Source organism: Natrinema gelatinilyticum, from assembly GCF_024266705.1.
GTDB classification, from domain to species: domain Archaea; phylum Halobacteriota; class Halobacteria; order Halobacteriales; family Natrialbaceae; genus Natrinema; species Natrinema gelatinilyticum.
Genome location: NZ_CP100756.1, coordinates 1385844 through 1401167 on the forward strand (window position 1 = coordinate 1385844; position 15324 = coordinate 1401167).

The 15324-nt window shown below is 65.5% G+C and carries 17 protein-coding genes; 10 read left to right on the forward strand and 7 right to left on the reverse strand.

The annotated features are described in order from the left end of the window. Positions 1-98 precede the first annotated feature (98 nt). From NJU76_RS06800 to NJU76_RS06815, 4 genes are all read left to right on the forward strand, one after another. On the forward strand, positions 99-476 hold the full coding sequence (locus tag NJU76_RS06800) for a 6-pyruvoyl trahydropterin synthase family protein (RefSeq protein ID WP_254532023.1): 378 nt from the start codon (positions 99-101) through the stop codon (positions 474-476). Between the two features lie 4 nt (positions 477-480). Next, positions 481-1590, forward strand: a complete 1110-nt coding sequence (locus tag NJU76_RS06805) for a glycosyltransferase family 4 protein (RefSeq protein WP_254532024.1) — start codon at positions 481-483, stop codon at positions 1588-1590. A gap of 30 nt (positions 1591-1620) precedes the next feature. Next, complete coding sequence (locus tag NJU76_RS06810; protein ID WP_254532025.1) at positions 1621-2547, forward strand: class I SAM-dependent methyltransferase; 927 nt, start codon at positions 1621-1623, stop codon at positions 2545-2547. A 98-nt stretch (positions 2548-2645) separates the two neighbouring features. Continuing rightward, positions 2646-2906, forward strand: coding sequence for a hypothetical protein (locus NJU76_RS06815; RefSeq protein WP_254532026.1), 261 nt, complete (start codon positions 2646-2648; stop codon positions 2904-2906). 126 nt (positions 2907-3032) lie between these two features. Here the strand turns inward: NJU76_RS06815 and NJU76_RS06820 are convergent, their stop codons facing one another. Next, on the reverse strand, positions 3033-5165 hold the full coding sequence (locus NJU76_RS06820) for a MutS-related protein (RefSeq protein WP_254532027.1): 2133 nt from the start codon (positions 5163-5165) through the stop codon (positions 3033-3035). A gap of 78 nt (positions 5166-5243) precedes the next feature. Between NJU76_RS06820 and NJU76_RS06825 the strand changes: the two genes are divergently transcribed. Both NJU76_RS06825 and NJU76_RS06830 read left to right on the forward strand, forming a co-directional pair. Beyond that, entirely contained in the window at positions 5244-6833 is a 1590-nt protein-coding gene (locus NJU76_RS06825; protein ID WP_254532028.1) for a SagB/ThcOx family dehydrogenase, read from the forward strand. Positions 6834-6986: 153 nt separating this feature from the next. Then, positions 6987-7946 carry a DUF368 domain-containing protein gene (locus NJU76_RS06830; protein ID WP_254532029.1) on the forward strand — a complete coding sequence of 320 codons (960 nt, stop codon included), beginning with the start codon at positions 6987-6989 and terminating at the stop codon, positions 7944-7946. On the opposite strand, the gene NJU76_RS06835 is transcribed toward NJU76_RS06830, so the two are convergent. The 3 genes from NJU76_RS06835 to NJU76_RS06845 all read right to left on the reverse strand — a co-directional run bounded on the left by NJU76_RS06835 (position 7933) and on the right by NJU76_RS06845 (position 10174). Further along, entirely contained in the window at positions 7933-8121 is a 189-nt protein-coding gene (locus tag NJU76_RS06835; RefSeq protein WP_254532030.1) for a hypothetical protein, read from the reverse strand. The genes NJU76_RS06830 and NJU76_RS06835 overlap by 14 nt on opposite strands. 24 nt (positions 8122-8145) lie before the next feature. Beyond that, positions 8146-8487, reverse strand: coding sequence for a hypothetical protein (locus NJU76_RS06840; protein WP_254532031.1), 342 nt, complete (start codon positions 8485-8487; stop codon positions 8146-8148). Positions 8488-8824: 337 nt separating this feature from the next. Beyond that, entirely contained in the window at positions 8825-10174 is a 1350-nt protein-coding gene (locus NJU76_RS06845) for an MmgE/PrpD family protein (protein WP_254532032.1), read from the reverse strand. A gap of 90 nt (positions 10175-10264) precedes the next feature. Here NJU76_RS06845 and NJU76_RS06850 point away from each other — a divergent pair, with 90 nt between their 5' ends. Continuing rightward, positions 10265-10453 carry a hypothetical protein gene (locus NJU76_RS06850; RefSeq protein ID WP_254532033.1) on the forward strand — a complete coding sequence of 63 codons (189 nt, stop codon included), beginning with the start codon at positions 10265-10267 and terminating at the stop codon, positions 10451-10453. Positions 10454-10534: 81 nt separating this feature from the next. On the opposite strand, the gene NJU76_RS06855 is transcribed toward NJU76_RS06850, so the two are convergent. Further along, on the reverse strand, positions 10535-11104 hold the full coding sequence (locus tag NJU76_RS06855; protein WP_254532034.1) for a hypothetical protein: 570 nt from the start codon (positions 11102-11104) through the stop codon (positions 10535-10537). Positions 11105-11293: 189 nt separating this feature from the next. On the opposite strand from NJU76_RS06855, the gene NJU76_RS06860 reads away from it, so the two are divergent. The 3 genes from NJU76_RS06860 to NJU76_RS06870 all read left to right on the forward strand — a co-directional run bounded on the left by NJU76_RS06860 (position 11294) and on the right by NJU76_RS06870 (position 13186). Beyond that, positions 11294-11470: a hypothetical protein gene (locus NJU76_RS06860; protein ID WP_254532035.1), complete on the forward strand. Its 177-nt coding sequence runs from the start codon at positions 11294-11296 to the stop codon at positions 11468-11470. Positions 11471-11710: 240 nt separating this feature from the next. Then, positions 11711-12526 carry an ATP-dependent sacrificial sulfur transferase LarE gene (larE, locus tag NJU76_RS06865; protein WP_254532036.1) on the forward strand — a complete coding sequence of 272 codons (816 nt, stop codon included), beginning with the start codon at positions 11711-11713 and terminating at the stop codon, positions 12524-12526. A gap of 303 nt (positions 12527-12829) precedes the next feature. Next, positions 12830-13186 carry a hypothetical protein gene (locus tag NJU76_RS06870; protein ID WP_254532037.1) on the forward strand — a complete coding sequence of 119 codons (357 nt, stop codon included), beginning with the start codon at positions 12830-12832 and terminating at the stop codon, positions 13184-13186. A gap of 73 nt (positions 13187-13259) precedes the next feature. Here the strand turns inward: NJU76_RS06870 and NJU76_RS06875 are convergent, their stop codons facing one another. Continuing rightward, positions 13260-13547 (reverse strand): amphi-Trp domain-containing protein, encoded by a 288-nt coding sequence (locus NJU76_RS06875; RefSeq protein ID WP_254532038.1) that lies wholly within the window; start codon positions 13545-13547, stop codon positions 13260-13262. 572 nt (positions 13548-14119) lie between these two features. Continuing rightward, positions 14120-15196: a twin-arginine translocase subunit TatC gene (tatC, locus tag NJU76_RS06885; RefSeq protein ID WP_425604301.1), complete on the reverse strand. Its 1077-nt coding sequence runs from the start codon at positions 15194-15196 to the stop codon at positions 14120-14122. Between the last annotated feature and the right edge of the window lie 128 nt (positions 15197-15324).

The following is a 15324-nucleotide window of genomic DNA, read 5'->3' on the forward strand; positions in this document are numbered from 1 at the left end:
CCCTAGCGGTTGGCACCCGTCGAAACGGTGGATCACACCTTCCACGGCGGTTCGCATCCCACCCCAGGCTTTTGGTTGCATACGTGGTCCGACGATGTATGTACACAGTCACAGTCACCCGAGACTTCGTCGCTCAGCACTGGCTCACGGTTCCCGACCCCGGACCCGAAGGGGACCTCCACTCCCACCACCTGACGGTAGAGGTCCAGCTAGAGGGGAGGCAACTCGGGGAGTACGGCTACCTCGTCGACATCGACGACCTCAAAACGGTCGTCGACGGCCTGGTGGATCGGTATCGCGACGCGACGTTCAACGACCTCCCCGAATTCGAGGGGCATAACCCGAGCGTGGAGCGCTTCTCGCGGTTGTTCGCCGAGCGAGTCGCGGGCGAAATCGAGACGAACCGTCTCGACGCAGTCGAGGTGACCACGTGGGAAGAGGACGCGGCGGCCGCGTCCTACGCCACGACTGTCTGATCCGATGCAGCTGGGGGTACTCGTCTACGACAGCCTCGAGCGCACGTCCGGCGGCTACCGCTACGACCGGCGGATCGTCGCGGGACTCCGCGATCAGGGTCACGAGGTGACGGTCGTCGCGATTCCGCGCGACGGATACGTGACGAACTTGCTCGATAACGTCTCCCGGAGCGTCGCCGCGAACCTGGCCGGCCTCGACGTCGACGTGCTGTTGCAGGACGAACTCTGTCACCCGTCGCTCATCCGATACAACCGCCGGTGCGACGACGGCACGCCGGTGGTCTCCGTCGTTCACCACCTCCGCTGTCTAGAACAGCGGTCGACCTGGACCAACGCCCTCGTTCGAGCGATCGAACGACACTACCTCGAGACCGTCGACGCGTTCGTGTACAACAGCGAGCCCACTCGCGAGACCGTCGAGGCGCTCGTCGGTCCGACCCTGGGCGTCGTCGCGCCACCCGGCGGCGACCACGTCGACCCGGAAATCACGCGGCCACAGATTCGCAGGCGTGCCCGTGAGTCGGGGCCGTTGCGGATCGTCTTCGTGGGAACGCTCATCGAACGGAAGGGGCTCCACACCCTGCTCCGGGGGCTTTCCGCCTGCCCAGCCGACGAGTGGACGCTGACGGTAGTCGGCGACCCGACGGTGGATCGGGCGTACGTCCGTCGGATCGATGGGCTGATCGACACGCTAGGTATCGGCCCGTCGGTGACGGTCGCGGGCCGACTGTCCGATGCTGCGCTGACCGCGACCCTCCGGGACGGACACCTCCTCGCCGTTCCGTCCGACCACGAAGGGTTTGGGATGGTCTACCTCGAAGGAATGGGATTCGGAATGCCGGCGATCGCCTCTGCCGCCGGCGGCGCGAGCGAAATCGTCGCCGACGGGGAAACCGGGGTATTGGTTCCACCGGGCGATCCGGGAGCCGTTGCCGAGGCCGTGGGCCCGCTCGCGGCCGATCGCGAGCGCCTTGCCGAGATGGGAGTCGCCGCTCGGGACGCCTACGACGCCCATCCCGACTGGAGGGACGCCGTGGACCGCATCGAGGCGTTCGTAACCGAGATCAGCGAGGCCACGAAATCGCGGAGTCGTCCCCGTGACACTTGGACTTAACCCGCCGCGAATAGAGGAGACGATAGAGGCGTGACCGAACCCGACCGATACTCGTTTCGCCGATACCTCGACGCCAAGCGAAGCGTCGACCGGCGTGCCCGGAACCAGCGCGTCGTCGACGCGTTTCGCCGCGCGCTCGAGAGAGTCGACGAACCGGCCGAACTCTTCGAAATCGGTGCCGGAACGGGCGCAATGGTCGACACGGTCCTCGAGTGGACGGGCGACACCGAGATCCGATACACGGCCATCGACGTCGACTCGGCCCTCGTCGAGGCCGCGACGGACAACATCGCCGACCGCGTGACGGGCCGAGGCCACGGGCCGACCGGATCGGACGAGCCAGTACGCGTCGACCGCGACAGAGCCACGTTCGAGGTCGAGTTCCGCACTGGAGACGCGCTCGCCCACCTGTCTGGCGCCGAGGGGACGTACGACGCCGTCGTCGCTCAGGCCTTCCTCGACCTCACGGACGTGCGGTCGGCGCTCGAGGCGGTCGCGACCAGCCTTCGACCGGGCGGCATCGCTTACTTCCCGATCACGTTCGACGGAGTGACGGCGTTTCTCCCGCCGATCGACTCCGATCTCGACGATCGCGTCGAACGCCGGTTTCACCGTCGGATGGACACGACCGAGAAGGTCGGCGGCGAGACCGGCGACAGTGAGGCCGGCCGCCACCTCCTCACCGCGATTCCGGCGACCGGCGGCCGGGTCGTCGCGGCAGGAGGGTCGGACTGGGTAGTGCGGCCGAGCGACGGCGAGTACGAGGCCGACGAGGCGTACTTTCTCCACCATATCGTCGACACTATCGAGTCCGCGCTCGAGGCCGACGGAGCGATCGACGACGAGCAGAGACGCGCGTGGGCGACGACTCGCCACGAACAGATCGAAGCCGCAGATCTCGTCTACCTCGCCCACCAGTTGGACGTCCTCGGCCGGTGGCCAGCGTCGGCAGAGTGAGCGAGAATCGAACGAGCGGCGACCGTGGGGTCCGTCGGCGCGGTCGAGAGGTTGCTACCCCGGACGGTTATAGGTCGCCGGGAGGAGTAGCTCGAGTCATGCACTGGGAACGGCGACGCGATCTCGAGGGCGGGAAAGAACTTGGCGTCTGGCTCCTCGTCGACGACGGAACGGTCGAGGAGGAACTGTACGTCGAGTCTCACGAGTACCGTGGCGGGGGATTCGACGTCTATACCGCCACGCCCGACGGCGAGTGGACGCACGAGGGCGAGTTCGCGGACGTCTCGGCCGCCTTCGATCGGGCGCTCGACGTGCTCGAGTCCAGTTCGCACCCCCTGGCTGGGCCAGACCCGGAGTGACATCCGCTCCGCCCTGATAGGCGAGGCGCTCTCCTCATACGTCCGTAACGGTGGTCCCGGGAGTGCGGTCGCGTCGACGGGCACGGACGCCTCTTCGATCGGACGCCGTTCCCGTCAACGAAATCGCTACTCGAACTTCTCGAGCAGCCGATCGTAAAAGAGCGGTTCGGCTGCGCCGTCGGTCGTCGTCGCGGCCTCGCCATTCGGCTCGGCCGTCTCTCGCGATTCAGTTGCCAGCTTCTCGACGATCAGTTCCGGCGTCGACCGCGCCAGGTGATCTTTGACCGGCGACCGATTGACCTCGAGGTCGCCGTCGACGAGTCCGACGGCCTCGATCCCGTCGACCGTGACGTCGAAATCGGTCATCTCCCGGATTTCGTCGGCCAGATGAGAAACGAACACCGCCGTCGCGCCGTTCTCGGATAGTGCCTCCAGGATGCCGGCGATGATCTTCGCCGACGCTCCGGGCTCGGTGATGCTCTCGAGTTCGTCGACGAGCACCAGCGACCCCTCGCCTCCTTCTGCGAGATCGGCGAATTCGCGGACAGTCGACTCGAACGCGCCGGCTTCGAGCGTTCCCTGGGTCTTTGCGTGATAGTGCAGATCGTCGAACCGCCGCAAGCGCACGCGATCGGCGGGAACGGGCAACCCCATGTGGGCCAGGACGACGGTGCTCGCGACCAGGTCCAGCGTGGAGGTCTTCCCGCCGCTGTTGACTCCAGAGAGCAGGGCGACCCCCGAGACGGCGTAGTCGACGGGATCGATCGACTCGAAGGGCTCCTCGAGCAGGGGAGAGTGACCGGCCTCGATCGCGAATCCGGCGTCGCTTTGGCTCGCGGTTTCACCGTCGTCTCGCGGCTCTGCCGTTCGAATGTCCGCGGAACGACGTTCCGCGCTACTCGCTTCCGAGACGCCACGCACCTCGCCGTCGACGAACTCCGGCATCGTACACTCAAAGTCGCGGCCGAACCGAGCGATAGCGAGTTCGACGTCCAGCTCGAGCGCGTCGCGGACGAGGTCGCGAGCGCTCTCACGCTGGTCGGCGAGATCGGCCGCGAGGTCGCGCTTCAGCCGTCCGGCGCGACGCTCCCTGGCCGCCGTCAACTCCTCGCGGAGTCGGCCCACGGCATCCTCGTCGCGCTCGACTGGAAACGTCGGCTCGTCGCCGAACGCCCGGCGAGCGATCTTCGCCTCGCCCTGATCGAGACCGAGCGCATCGACCAGGTGATCGCGGGCCGCTTCGACGGCCGCTGCGTAGTCGTCTGCGAGCTCTCGGGAGAGCAGCGAATCGACGCCGGCGCCGCGCTCGACCAGCGAGAGCAGGTCCGATCCTTCGATCGTGACGTCTTGCTCGCGGATCGCCTCCCGCAGGCGATCGTTCGCCACGCTCTCGGCCGCGCTCGCCGCCGCGTCGAGGTCGTCGACCGCCATCGTCAGGCGATCGAGCTCCTCGTCACCCGCGACCGTGCCGTCCTCCTCGAGCCGCGACAGACCGTCTTCGAGCGCCTCGATATCGCACGGTGGCTCGAGCCCGGCCGTCCGATGGACGTCGACGGCCGCCTGCAACCGATCCCGGTTGCGCGCGAAAAAGGAGAGGGGCCGCTCTGGAACGATTTCGGCGGGATTCTCGAGCGCAGCGGGACGGATCTGCACGTCGCCCTCGAGCGCGACGCCCGCGAAGGACTCGTCGAGAGCGATCACGGTCGCATAGCCCCGGGCGAGTTCGGCGAGCCCCTGTGCGTCCTCGACGACCTCGACGGAGAGTTCCGGGATCGCCTCGCGCGCGTCGCTGTAGCGCTCCGCGTCGGTCGTCGCCAGACAGCGTTCTCGAACCCGCACGTCGCCGGCTTCTCGGAGGGGTTCGACCCCCTCGAGCGCCTCGAGGACCGCGGGATCGGGCTCGCGCTCGAGCGCCTCGGTCGCGAACTCCTGTACCTCAGCGATGCGCGAGCGCCGCGAACTCGGATAGATCGTCTCGAGTCGCTGGGCGGCGTACTCGGTGACGGTACGCTCTTTGAGCAAGTCGAGCAGTTTGCGGTAGACCTCGCGGGCACGGTCGGTCGCGAGAAAGGTACCCGGATCGTCGTGCTCGAATCGGATCGCCCCGCGAGCGATGCGGGCGGCCCGCCCCTGGGTGATCCCCGGCGCGGTCGCGATCGCCGCCACGTCACCGGTCCGGAGCGCACGCTCGGCGTCGTCGAGTTCCGCCAGCGCGCGGGCGGTCTTCTCGCCGACGCCCGGGATCGACTCGAGGTCCATGTTCTCGAGCGGCGTAACAAACCGAAGCGAGAAAAAGTTCCCGCCCGGTTTTTCCGGTCCGGCCTGGTAGCACCCAACATGCCAATCGGGGCGCTCGAGTACCACGACCGAACGAAACACTCGCCCAGAAGCGTCCGCGAGGGGAGCCACGGGCTGAACTTCGACAACAAGCCGACGCCGTACAAGGAGTACACGAATCTACCCGCGAGGCCGCTCGCGGAACGGATTCGACCTCCACAACTACCCGCACTCGCGGCCATCGCCGAGCCGACGCCGGACGGCAGTCCGGCTCGAGACGACCGGCCGGACCTCGGAACCGTCACGACGCTCTGCTACGACGCCGCAGGGATCACCAAGAAGATCACCCGCCGCGGTCGCTCCCTGCTATTCCGCGCGGCGGCGACGACCGGCGCGCTCTACCACGTCGACCTGTACGTCGTCTGTGAGGACCTCGAGAGCAGTGGCGAGGCAGATGGTGAGGCACTCGACCTCGAGGCCGGCGTCTACCACTTCGATCCACGGACGCTGTCGCTCGACGTCCTCCGGAACGGGGATTACCGGGGAGTGCTCGCGACCGCCAGCGGACACGGGGGAATCGCCGATGCGCCACTGTCGATCGTCGCGACCTCGACATGGTGGCGCAACGCCTGGAAGTACGGAAATCGGACCTTCCGCCACGCCTTTTGGGACTCCGGGACGACGCTCGCAAATCTGCTGGCGGTTGCCCACGCGCTCGACTATCGTGCCGAGGTCGTCACCGGGTTCGCGGACCGTCCGGTCGCCGACCTGCTCGGCGTCGATCCCGCGCACGAAGCGCCGCTCGAAATCGTCCCGATCGGCGCAGGCGACGCCGCACATAGAGCGGAGCCCGCCAGCGTCGACCCGATCGATCCCGACACCGCGCCGCTCTCGCCCGACGAGAAGGAATTTCCCGTGATCGGCGAGGCGTGGTCGGCGGGCGAACTCGAGAGCGGGTCCGCGGCCGAGACCTGGCGCACCGAGACTCCGACGAGACCGATCGGCACCCGCGAATCGGGCGACGGCGAGCGGATCGCGCTCGATCCAGTCGGGCGCGAGACGGCTTCGCGCCGACCGTTACACGAGACGATCCGACGACGCGGCTCCTGTCGCGAGTACGAGCGCGACCCGATCAGCTTTCGGAAACTCTCGACCGTCCTCGATCGGGCCGTCCGCGGCGTTCCGATGGACGTTCGCCATCGCGGCGAACGCGTCGGGTCCGCGGACGGGCCGCCATTGTCGTTCGTCGATCCGTACCTGATCGTCCACGGTGTCGAAGGGCTCGCGTCCGGGAGTTACCACTACCACCCGGACGCGGGCGACCTCGAGCGTTTACGGACCGGCGACTTCCGCGCCGAGGCGGGCCACCTCGCGCTGGATCAGCGGTTGGGCGCCGACGCAGCGGTCTGCGTCTACTTCATGACCGACGTCGGGGAACTCGTCGACGCGCTGGGCGATCGCGGGTATCGAGTCGCACAGCTCGAAGCGGCGCTTTCGGCCGGCCGGCTGTACCTGGGGACCTACGCCCACCGCGACCTGGGCGGGACCGGACTGACGTTCTACGACGACGAGGTCTCGTCGTTCTTCGCGCCGCGAGCCGCGGACCAGACGCCGATGTTCCTGTATACGATGGGGCGACCTAACGTGTAGCACGCACTGACGTCGTTGTTGCACTTTTATACGGCCGCGCGTCGCGCAAACGATCAATGCAGCCGAAACGGAGGCCCACCCCGTTGGGCTCGAGGCGATGGTATCGAACGCTGTCGATCAGGTATTCGAGCCGACGGAATCGGGGATGGATACATGGAATATGAACGCCCAGACGTCGTCATGGATCGGCTCGAACTGCTCCGGGCCTACGTGTACGGACTCTGCATGGGCACTGCAGACGCCCTCCCTGGGGTCTCGGGCGGCACCGTCGCGCTCCTGCTCGGCTTCTACGGCCGATTGATCGTCGCCGTCACCGCACTCACTCCCCGCCGAGCCGTTACCGTCTTTCGGGGCTACGACCCGGACCGCCGGGCTCGAGCGCGGGAAGCCCTGCTCGAGATGGACCTGCAGTTTTTAGTCCCGCTCGGAGTCGGAATGGCCACCGCGGTCGTCCTCATCGCCGGGGCCGTCTCGTCACTCGCAGAATCCCATCCAGTCGCGCTCTTCGGCTTCTTCACCGGCCTGATCGCATCCTCGGCGATCACCCTCGGTCGGAGCCTCAGGATCGCATCGCCGACGCACGTCGCCGCTGCGGTTACGGGGGCCGGACTCGCGCTCTTGGTCTCGGCGAACCTCGTCGGCTTGCCCGGGAGCGGACCGGTCGTTATCGCTATCGCCGGGGCAATCGCCGTCAGCGCGATGATCCTGCCCGGCATCTCCGGTTCGTTGATCCTGATCCTGCTCGGTCAGTACGTCTTCCTCTCGAACGAATTGAGCTCGTTCGTCGGCGCGCTGGGCGACCTACTAGTCGGCGGGTCGCTCGCGGCCGTCACCGACCCCGGGACGACCGTCGTTCTGTTCCTCGCCGGCGGTGTCGTCGGACTCTTCAGCATCGCTCGCGTCGTTCGTACTGCGTTGACCCGCCACCGCGAGGTCACGCTCGTCTTCCTGGTGAGCCTGATCGCCGGTTCCGTTCCCGCGCCCTTGCACAACATCTCCGAAACGCACGCGTGGACGACCGAGACGATCGCGCTGACGGCCGCGTGGGCAGTATTCGGTGCGATTGCGCTGTTCGGACTCGAGTACCTCGTGGGCGGGTTCAATCCAGAGTGACCAGGACCGCCGACTCGCTCACACGTGCGCTCCTGAACAGTGGGTGCGCCGTCGGCACGCTCAGAGCGGCGTTGCCAGTCACCGCCCTCCTCGAGACGGGACCGACGTAGTCGACGGCGGTCCGCTCGAGACGCTCGGCGGCGAAACGGGTATTCGTCCGCGAGCGCGCGCTCATGTTTCTCAGCCGCCTCGTCCGTACCTACTCGCCGAAATCCGCGTCCTCGAAGTTCTCGTTCGCGAGGTCGTCGATCATTCCCTCGATCCGGTCTCGTTTGTCGTCGTCGAGATCGTCGATCGCGCCGACGCCGTGGCCGCCGCTCTTTGCGGTCTGCAAGGCGTTCTTGTTGAGGTTCTCGTCCGGGTCGACCACAGGGAGTTTCAGATCCGTGAAGTTCTCCGGCGGAAACCCCGACGACGAGCAAATGAAGTGCTCTCCGACCTCGTCCAGATCGTCGGTATCGAAGTCCTCGAGTTCCGGTTCGTCCCACTCGGCGGTCGTCGTGTCCGAGAACTTGGGTTCGTGAACGGCGTAATCGGTCATACCCAATGGAAGACCTGGTCCGAGCGTCGATGTGTCCCTTGCTATTTCACCGTCGACGAGTCGAATAACGCTCGACTTCGTTCGGCTCGCCAGGGGAGGGATCGCGACCGTCCGAGAACCACGATCGGCCGAGAATCCGCATCCACGTGTAGCCCACCCGCGAGACGGCCGTCCGAACGTCGCATAGAGGGTGGGAAACCAGCACCACCATCAGTCGCCGTCGTAGCTCGCGATCCGTCTCCACGCTCACTTCTTTCCCCAGGGTCACCACCACGAGCAGAACCAAAACGCTGTCACGTGTCGGCCGATCGACGCCGTCACGCTCGACTGTGGACGCTCAGGCGAGCAGTGCCGTCAGATCGGACGCGTCGCGCTCGTCGAGCGATCGGATCGTCTCGAGAAGGGTGTCGCGCTCGTCGGCGGAGAGGTCGTCGCCGGCGACCGTGTCGAACTTGTCCTCGAGGGCGTCCCAGCCGATCGGGTCGGTCGGGTGGCCCCGGAAGGCGTCCTTCTCGACGCGGTAGGTCGTGCCGTCGTCCACCGTGACGTCGATGACGGCCGGCATCTCGCCCGCCTCGAAGCGCTCGGTGAGGTCGGGCGTTTCGGTCACGTCGACGATCCGAAGCAGTTCCTGGACGTCGTCGCGACGGATCCGGTCGGGTTCGTACTGCGCGAGCGACAGGTCGCGGTCGATCAGCGCCGCGGCGAGCATGTAGGGCAGCGAGTGGTCCGCCTGGGCTCGAGTACGAACCTCGTATCGATTGCCCTCCCCGCCGCCGATGATGAGCTTCGCCCCGCCGAACGTCTGGAGTTTGATCCCGGCGATCTCGCCTGGTTCGAGGTCCTCGCGCTCCGCGACCTCGATAATTCCCTCGACGGCAGACTGGGCGTACGTCTCGGCGACGTACCGTTTGGTCATCACGTCGTGGACGCGCTCGCCGGGAGAGAGGTCGACCTCGAAGGGGCCGGAGATAACGTCCTGCCACCCCTTCTGTCCCTCGAAGAGGTTCCGCGGTCCCGCCATTCCGTTCTTAGCCAACATCGCCGAGTAGACCGCATTGCGGGCCGCGTTCGCCGATGCGATTCCCTTCCACTCGTTGATCTCGCCGGTACGGGTGACTCGAAGGGCGTTGTGAGCGGTTCCGGCGATGGCGATGGCGTTGCGCGTCTCTTCGAACCCGAGACCCAGCGCTTTCGACGCACCCGCGGCGGCCGAGATTACGGTGTGGGTGACGTGGTCGAACCCACGGTCTCGAACGGGGGCGTTCCAGGCCAGTTCGGCCTGAATCTCGTAGGCGACGGCGAGTGCGGCCAGCAGATCCTCACCTGGCCGATCGGCGTACTCCGCGGCGGCGACGACGGCACCGACGTTGTCGCTCGGATGGGGCGTCTCTCCCGGAGCGAGAAACGAGTCCATGTAATCGAGATACCGAACGAGCGCCGTGTTGTGCATCGCCGCCTGAACGGGCGATGCGTCTCGATCGCGTCGCCAGAGCGTGCACGGGCCACCGGCCTCTACGTCCGCTACCGTGGCGGCGACGATTTCGGTCGGACCGGCGTCCGCCGCAGCAATGCCGATGCCGACTGCGTCGAGCACCCGGCGTTTGAGCGCGTCACGAACGTCCGGAGAGAGGTCGCCGTAGCCGGTCTCCTGAACGAACCTCGCGAACTCGCGGGTCGTAGTCATGGGCGAGCTTCCACGGGCATCACAAAACGTCTTTGCGTGACCACCCGTATCGCCGAACGCTCCGAGAAGAGCCTCGTGGGCGCTCCAGCAATGGGGGACGACGAATCACCGCACGCCGACGACTGGCGGCCGACGACCGGCAACGGTCGACGCCCCGTCACTGGAGGCGAAACGAAGAGGTCAGAAACCGCGCAGGCGGCGATAGTGCTCGAGCGAATGGGATTCTCGACCGACAGCTACCACCCATCGCCGCTCAGATCGGCGGACGACAGTACGTGACCCGGACCGACGCCAGGAAATTCCAGCTCGAATACGTGAACCGACTCGAGGAGGACGTCGCCGAACGTGCGCCACCGTAAGTCAGTTTCCGTCCTGGTACTCGTAGTCTCGTTCAGGGTCCTCGACGCCCTCCGTTCGCGAGCCAACCCAGGCGCCTACGGAGAGTCCATAGACGAGATGGCCGGCGTGAAAGAGCGCGAGTTCGTCCGCCTCGAGGCGGATGTCGAGCAAGTCCTGTAACACGAACTGGACGCCAACGGCAGACAGGACCATGCCGTAGACCGAGCCCCAGACGAGCCCACGCTGTTCGGGTTCGATCGACCGCCCGGCGTCGTACAGCGAGAACAGGACGCCGAATACGACGCCGGAACAGGTCCCGTAAACGAGATGCAACGCGAGCGCGGCGATCGGGTGGTCGCCCGGATCCCCGCCGGCGACGTACTGCGACCAGAAGTTGGCCGATGGCGGCAACGAACGCAGGATCGGAAGTCGAAAGGCGGTCATGATCAGCGTCGCGACGAAGCCGGCCTGACCGCCGCGGATCGCGGCGCCGAAGACGTGCTGCGCGCGCGAGTACGTGTCGGCGTCTTCGGTGTGTCCCTCCGTCCCGGTGACCTCTCGGAATCGGCGCAATTGATCTGAGACTGGCATAGTGGTCTCGATCGGTATCCTCCCACGGCAGTCGTCTTAACGACACGGCGCGCCGATCAATGCCGCAGTCGCGGGACAGACCGAACGCACCTCCTGACCGATCGTTGTCGGTGATTGCCGACAACGTATACAGTTCAGCGAATCCATCTTTATGGAGACCCACTGTCCAACCCGATCCGGGCTCTGTACGTGGGAGACGAGCCAGAACGCGTGGACCTGGTGCTTACGGAACCAGAGAGGACAGCCGGGAGAATCGAGGTTCACACAGCACCCACCGCTTGCGACGCGCTCGACCGACTCGAGCGCCAGAACGAGCGGCTCAACGAGTTCACCGGTGTCGTTTCCCACGACTCCGGAATCCGCTGAACGTCGCACAGGGCCATCTCGAGGACGGAAGACGGTCGTATGACAGTGACCACCACACCGCCATGACTAAGTCACACGTCTGAATGGAGTCGCTGATCGAGAACCTGTTGTGGAACAGTATCGAACACGGCGGACCGAACGTGACGGAGATGGTCGTCCGTGACGGCGGTCGGCGGGGAGCTGCCTTGCGGATGGACCGACGACAACGTCCTTTTGGCTATCCGGCTCGAACCCCGGTCTATGACAACGGTCGAGGCGAAACTCGAGGCCGCCCGCGGCGACCTCGAGACGCGAGACGGTGTCGTGATCGCCTTCTCCGGTGGGGTCGACTCGAGTGTGGTGGCCGCACTCGCCTACGACGCACTCGGCGAGGACGCTGTCGCCTGCACCGCAAAGAGCGAAACGCTCCCCGAGGCCGAACTCGACGGTGCCCGGCGTGTCGCCGACGAAATCGGGATCCGCCACGAGATCGTCTCGTTCTCGGAACTCGAGAGCGACGCGTTCGTCGAAAACGACGACGATCGCTGCTATCACTGTCGGACGATGCGACTCGGCGAAATGTTCGAGGCCGCACAGACCCTGGGTATCCGGACGGTCTGTGACGGGACGAACGCCGACGATCCGGGTGCCGGCCACCGACCCGGCCTCCGGGCCGTCGAAGAACTCGACGTCTATTCGCCGCTTCTGGCCCACGACATTACGAAGGCCGAGGTCCGTCAAATCGCCGCGTACTACGACCTGTCGGTCGCCGACAAACCCTCGATGGCCTGTCTCTCGTCGCGCATTCCAACCGGCCTCGAGGTCACCGAAGACCGACTCGGACGGATCGAACGCGCCGAAGCGCGACTCCGACAGTGGGGATTCGACCAGTTCCGCGTTCGCGACCACGACGGACTGGCCCGGATCGAGATCTCACCGGACGAACTCGAGCGCGCACTGGATCTCGAGTTCGCGGAGACGGTCCGAGTGGAACTCGCGTCGCTCGGCTTCGATCACGTTACGCTCGATCTCCACGGGTACCGAACCGGCAGCGTCAGCCCCGAGAACGACGATTGATCCGTGCCGACGGCTGCTCTCCACTGGCGACTGTTCACAACTCTCCGCTGCTCCCCACTAACGACTGTTTGATCCCGAAATTTGCTCCCCACTGACGACCGTTCGACGTCGAGGGCCGAACCGAACGGGAATTTCGGGTTCGTTCGCAGTTCGTCCGCATTCTGGCGACCGACGCAAACGTTCGGTCACAATACAACCGTATTTGGCGGGTGAAATCCGCCACCGGCAGTATTTTTGAACTGTCGAACGATAATATTGCACATTCCGATACGAACGTAGCCTCTGGACCGGTATCACCGATCAATGGATGCAGATGTGCCGCTCGAGTGGCAGGCTGATGAGAGTCGGACGTACACCCAGGCTGAGACGGACCGGGAACTGCAGTATCGGACGTACCGCCACGAATCCGGGGATCTCAGGCTGAAGGTCGCTCCGGCCTCGATCGACGGCGAAGACCATCCGGGATACTCGCTGACGGCGACGAGCTATCCCGGACTCGACCTCTCCGAGACGGTGCGGGTCAGAACCGTCCTGACGTTCGAACGGTGTACCCGGATCGCCCATCAATTCATGGACCTGTTCTCTGCCAGTTACGACGGACCGGGCTCGCTCGGGGACGCGCTCGAGTACGCCTACGAACGGACGCGGAACCATCGCTGACACGAACGGTCGATGACCACCCCAGACACTCGGCCGCTACCGCCGACGCTCCGACCCGAATCGAGCGGACCGCTCACTCGATCTCGAGTCGTCCGCCACCCTCGCCGTCTCCCCCATCGGCTTCGTCCCACTCGAGTTCGAACTCGATACTGAGTTCGCCGGGTCCGTCCGTCGGCCCTTCGCGCTCAGCTTTGACCTCGAACGTCGGTCGGGCCGGTGGCTCGAGCGTCACCGATTCGGAGCCGGCTTTGAGCGTGATCGCCTCGTCGTCGTCTAAGTTGTCCGCGACTCGGCGGAGCAACGACGCGATTTCGCCTCTGCTGTGGACGTTTTCGGACTTGAAGAGTACCTCTTCGGGCATGCGATACTGTACGGTCCTCTAACTGATAAAGACACGCTCGAGGGGAGCGCTTTCGTTCCAGTCTCGAATACGGCCCAGAATGCGCGTTCGTGGCTCTCATCGTCCGAATGTGCGCCATATTCGTCGCCGGCTGCGGCCGCGACCGACTCGCTCTCCGTGAACAGGTACCACGACTGTTTGGCATCGGCCTTGGAGGGCGCATCGAAATCCACTCTTCTGGCTCGCAAAACACGACGAACTGTTCGGTGGCCGTCGAGTCGACCCACCCACGGAAGGTCTGTCCGTCCTCGCGGTGAGCCGCGTAGGCCTCGAGCACGCTCCGGATCGGCGGTTTTGCTCACACCACGTCGACAGGCAGCCCCTGATTCACCGGGTGGCTCGCGTCGCCGCGAACGAATCGAGACCATACCCTCGGTCGGGAGCCTGCTGAACGTGACCGCAGCCGACTGCACACCGTATACACGTAGTCAGGACGAGATCAGCCACGGCAGCCACTCCTCGAGGTCGGGGCGAGCAGGATGCTATGGTCCGAAACCGAACCCGATCGGGCGAAGAATTCGCAACACGTGCAGTTACTCTCGTCCGACCCACTTGAGGATCAGCAACGTCCCCTCGAACAGCAGGATCATCGTGATGGCGACGAGGATGGGTGCCATTCCCGTCGGATCGAAGGCGAACATGAACGCGATCCCGGCGAACGCCGCCCAGAAGTAGAGACGCTTCTGTGCGAGCCAGCGACGGGTAGTCACACCCATCATGATCGCCAGCATGATGAACAGCGGGATCTGGAAGACGACCGCGAGGAAGCCGGTCAGCGTGATGATCAGGTTGAACGTGTCGCCGAGCGCGTATGCGATTTCGGCGCTCTCTACGGCGTAATAGGTAAAGTATCTAAACAGGATCGGCAAGACGAGCACGTACGAGAACAGCATCCCAATCGCGGCGAGGACGACGCTCGTCGGCACCGCCGCGAGGTAGTACTTCCGCTCGTTGGGGTAGAGCCCCGGGCGCATGAACAGGTAACACTCGTAGACGAACGCCGGGAGGGCGATCATAATCCCGAGCAGCGACGAGATCTTGATCCGGGTGAGCCACAGTTCGAGCGGGTGATAGACGTGCGGCGGCGGGACTTCGCCACTGGCGTAGGGGAAGACGTTGAACCACACGTATTCGATAGCCTGTGAAGCCCCGAGTAGACCGATCGCCGTCCCGCCGGCACCGAACAGCAGGACGACCGCCAGCCGCAGGACCATCTCTTCGATATGATCGGCCAGCGGCATCTCCTCATCGTCCGGCGGTGCCGAGATGCCGCCGACGTCCTCGTCGGGGTCGGGGTAGGTCTGTTCGGGCTCGGGCGTCTGATGATCACCGACGACGCCCTCACCGTCGGTCTCGAGGTTCGGCGCAGCGCCATCGTCAGCGTCGGCCGGCGTGTCGGGTTCGGTCGGCGTCTCCGGTCCGTTCGGCGTTTCGACCTTCGGACTGCGCCCATCGTCGACGGCCGTCGAAGAGTCGGTGTCGGAATCGGGTGTATCGTCGGACGCCGACGGCTCGGTAAACGGTCCAGTATCCTCGCTTGGAGGGAGAAAGTCGTCGTCGGAAAGCGGTCGCTCGCCGGAGTCGCTCCATCTCTCTCCGAGGTCCGAGATACCCTCACCGCTCGTCGCCTCGTCGGAGCGTGCCCATCGGTCTCTGAGGTTCGCCGTGTCTTCGCCGTCCGACGGTTCGTCCGGGACGCTCCATCTCTCTCCGAGGTCCGAGGTGTCCGCGGTATCCG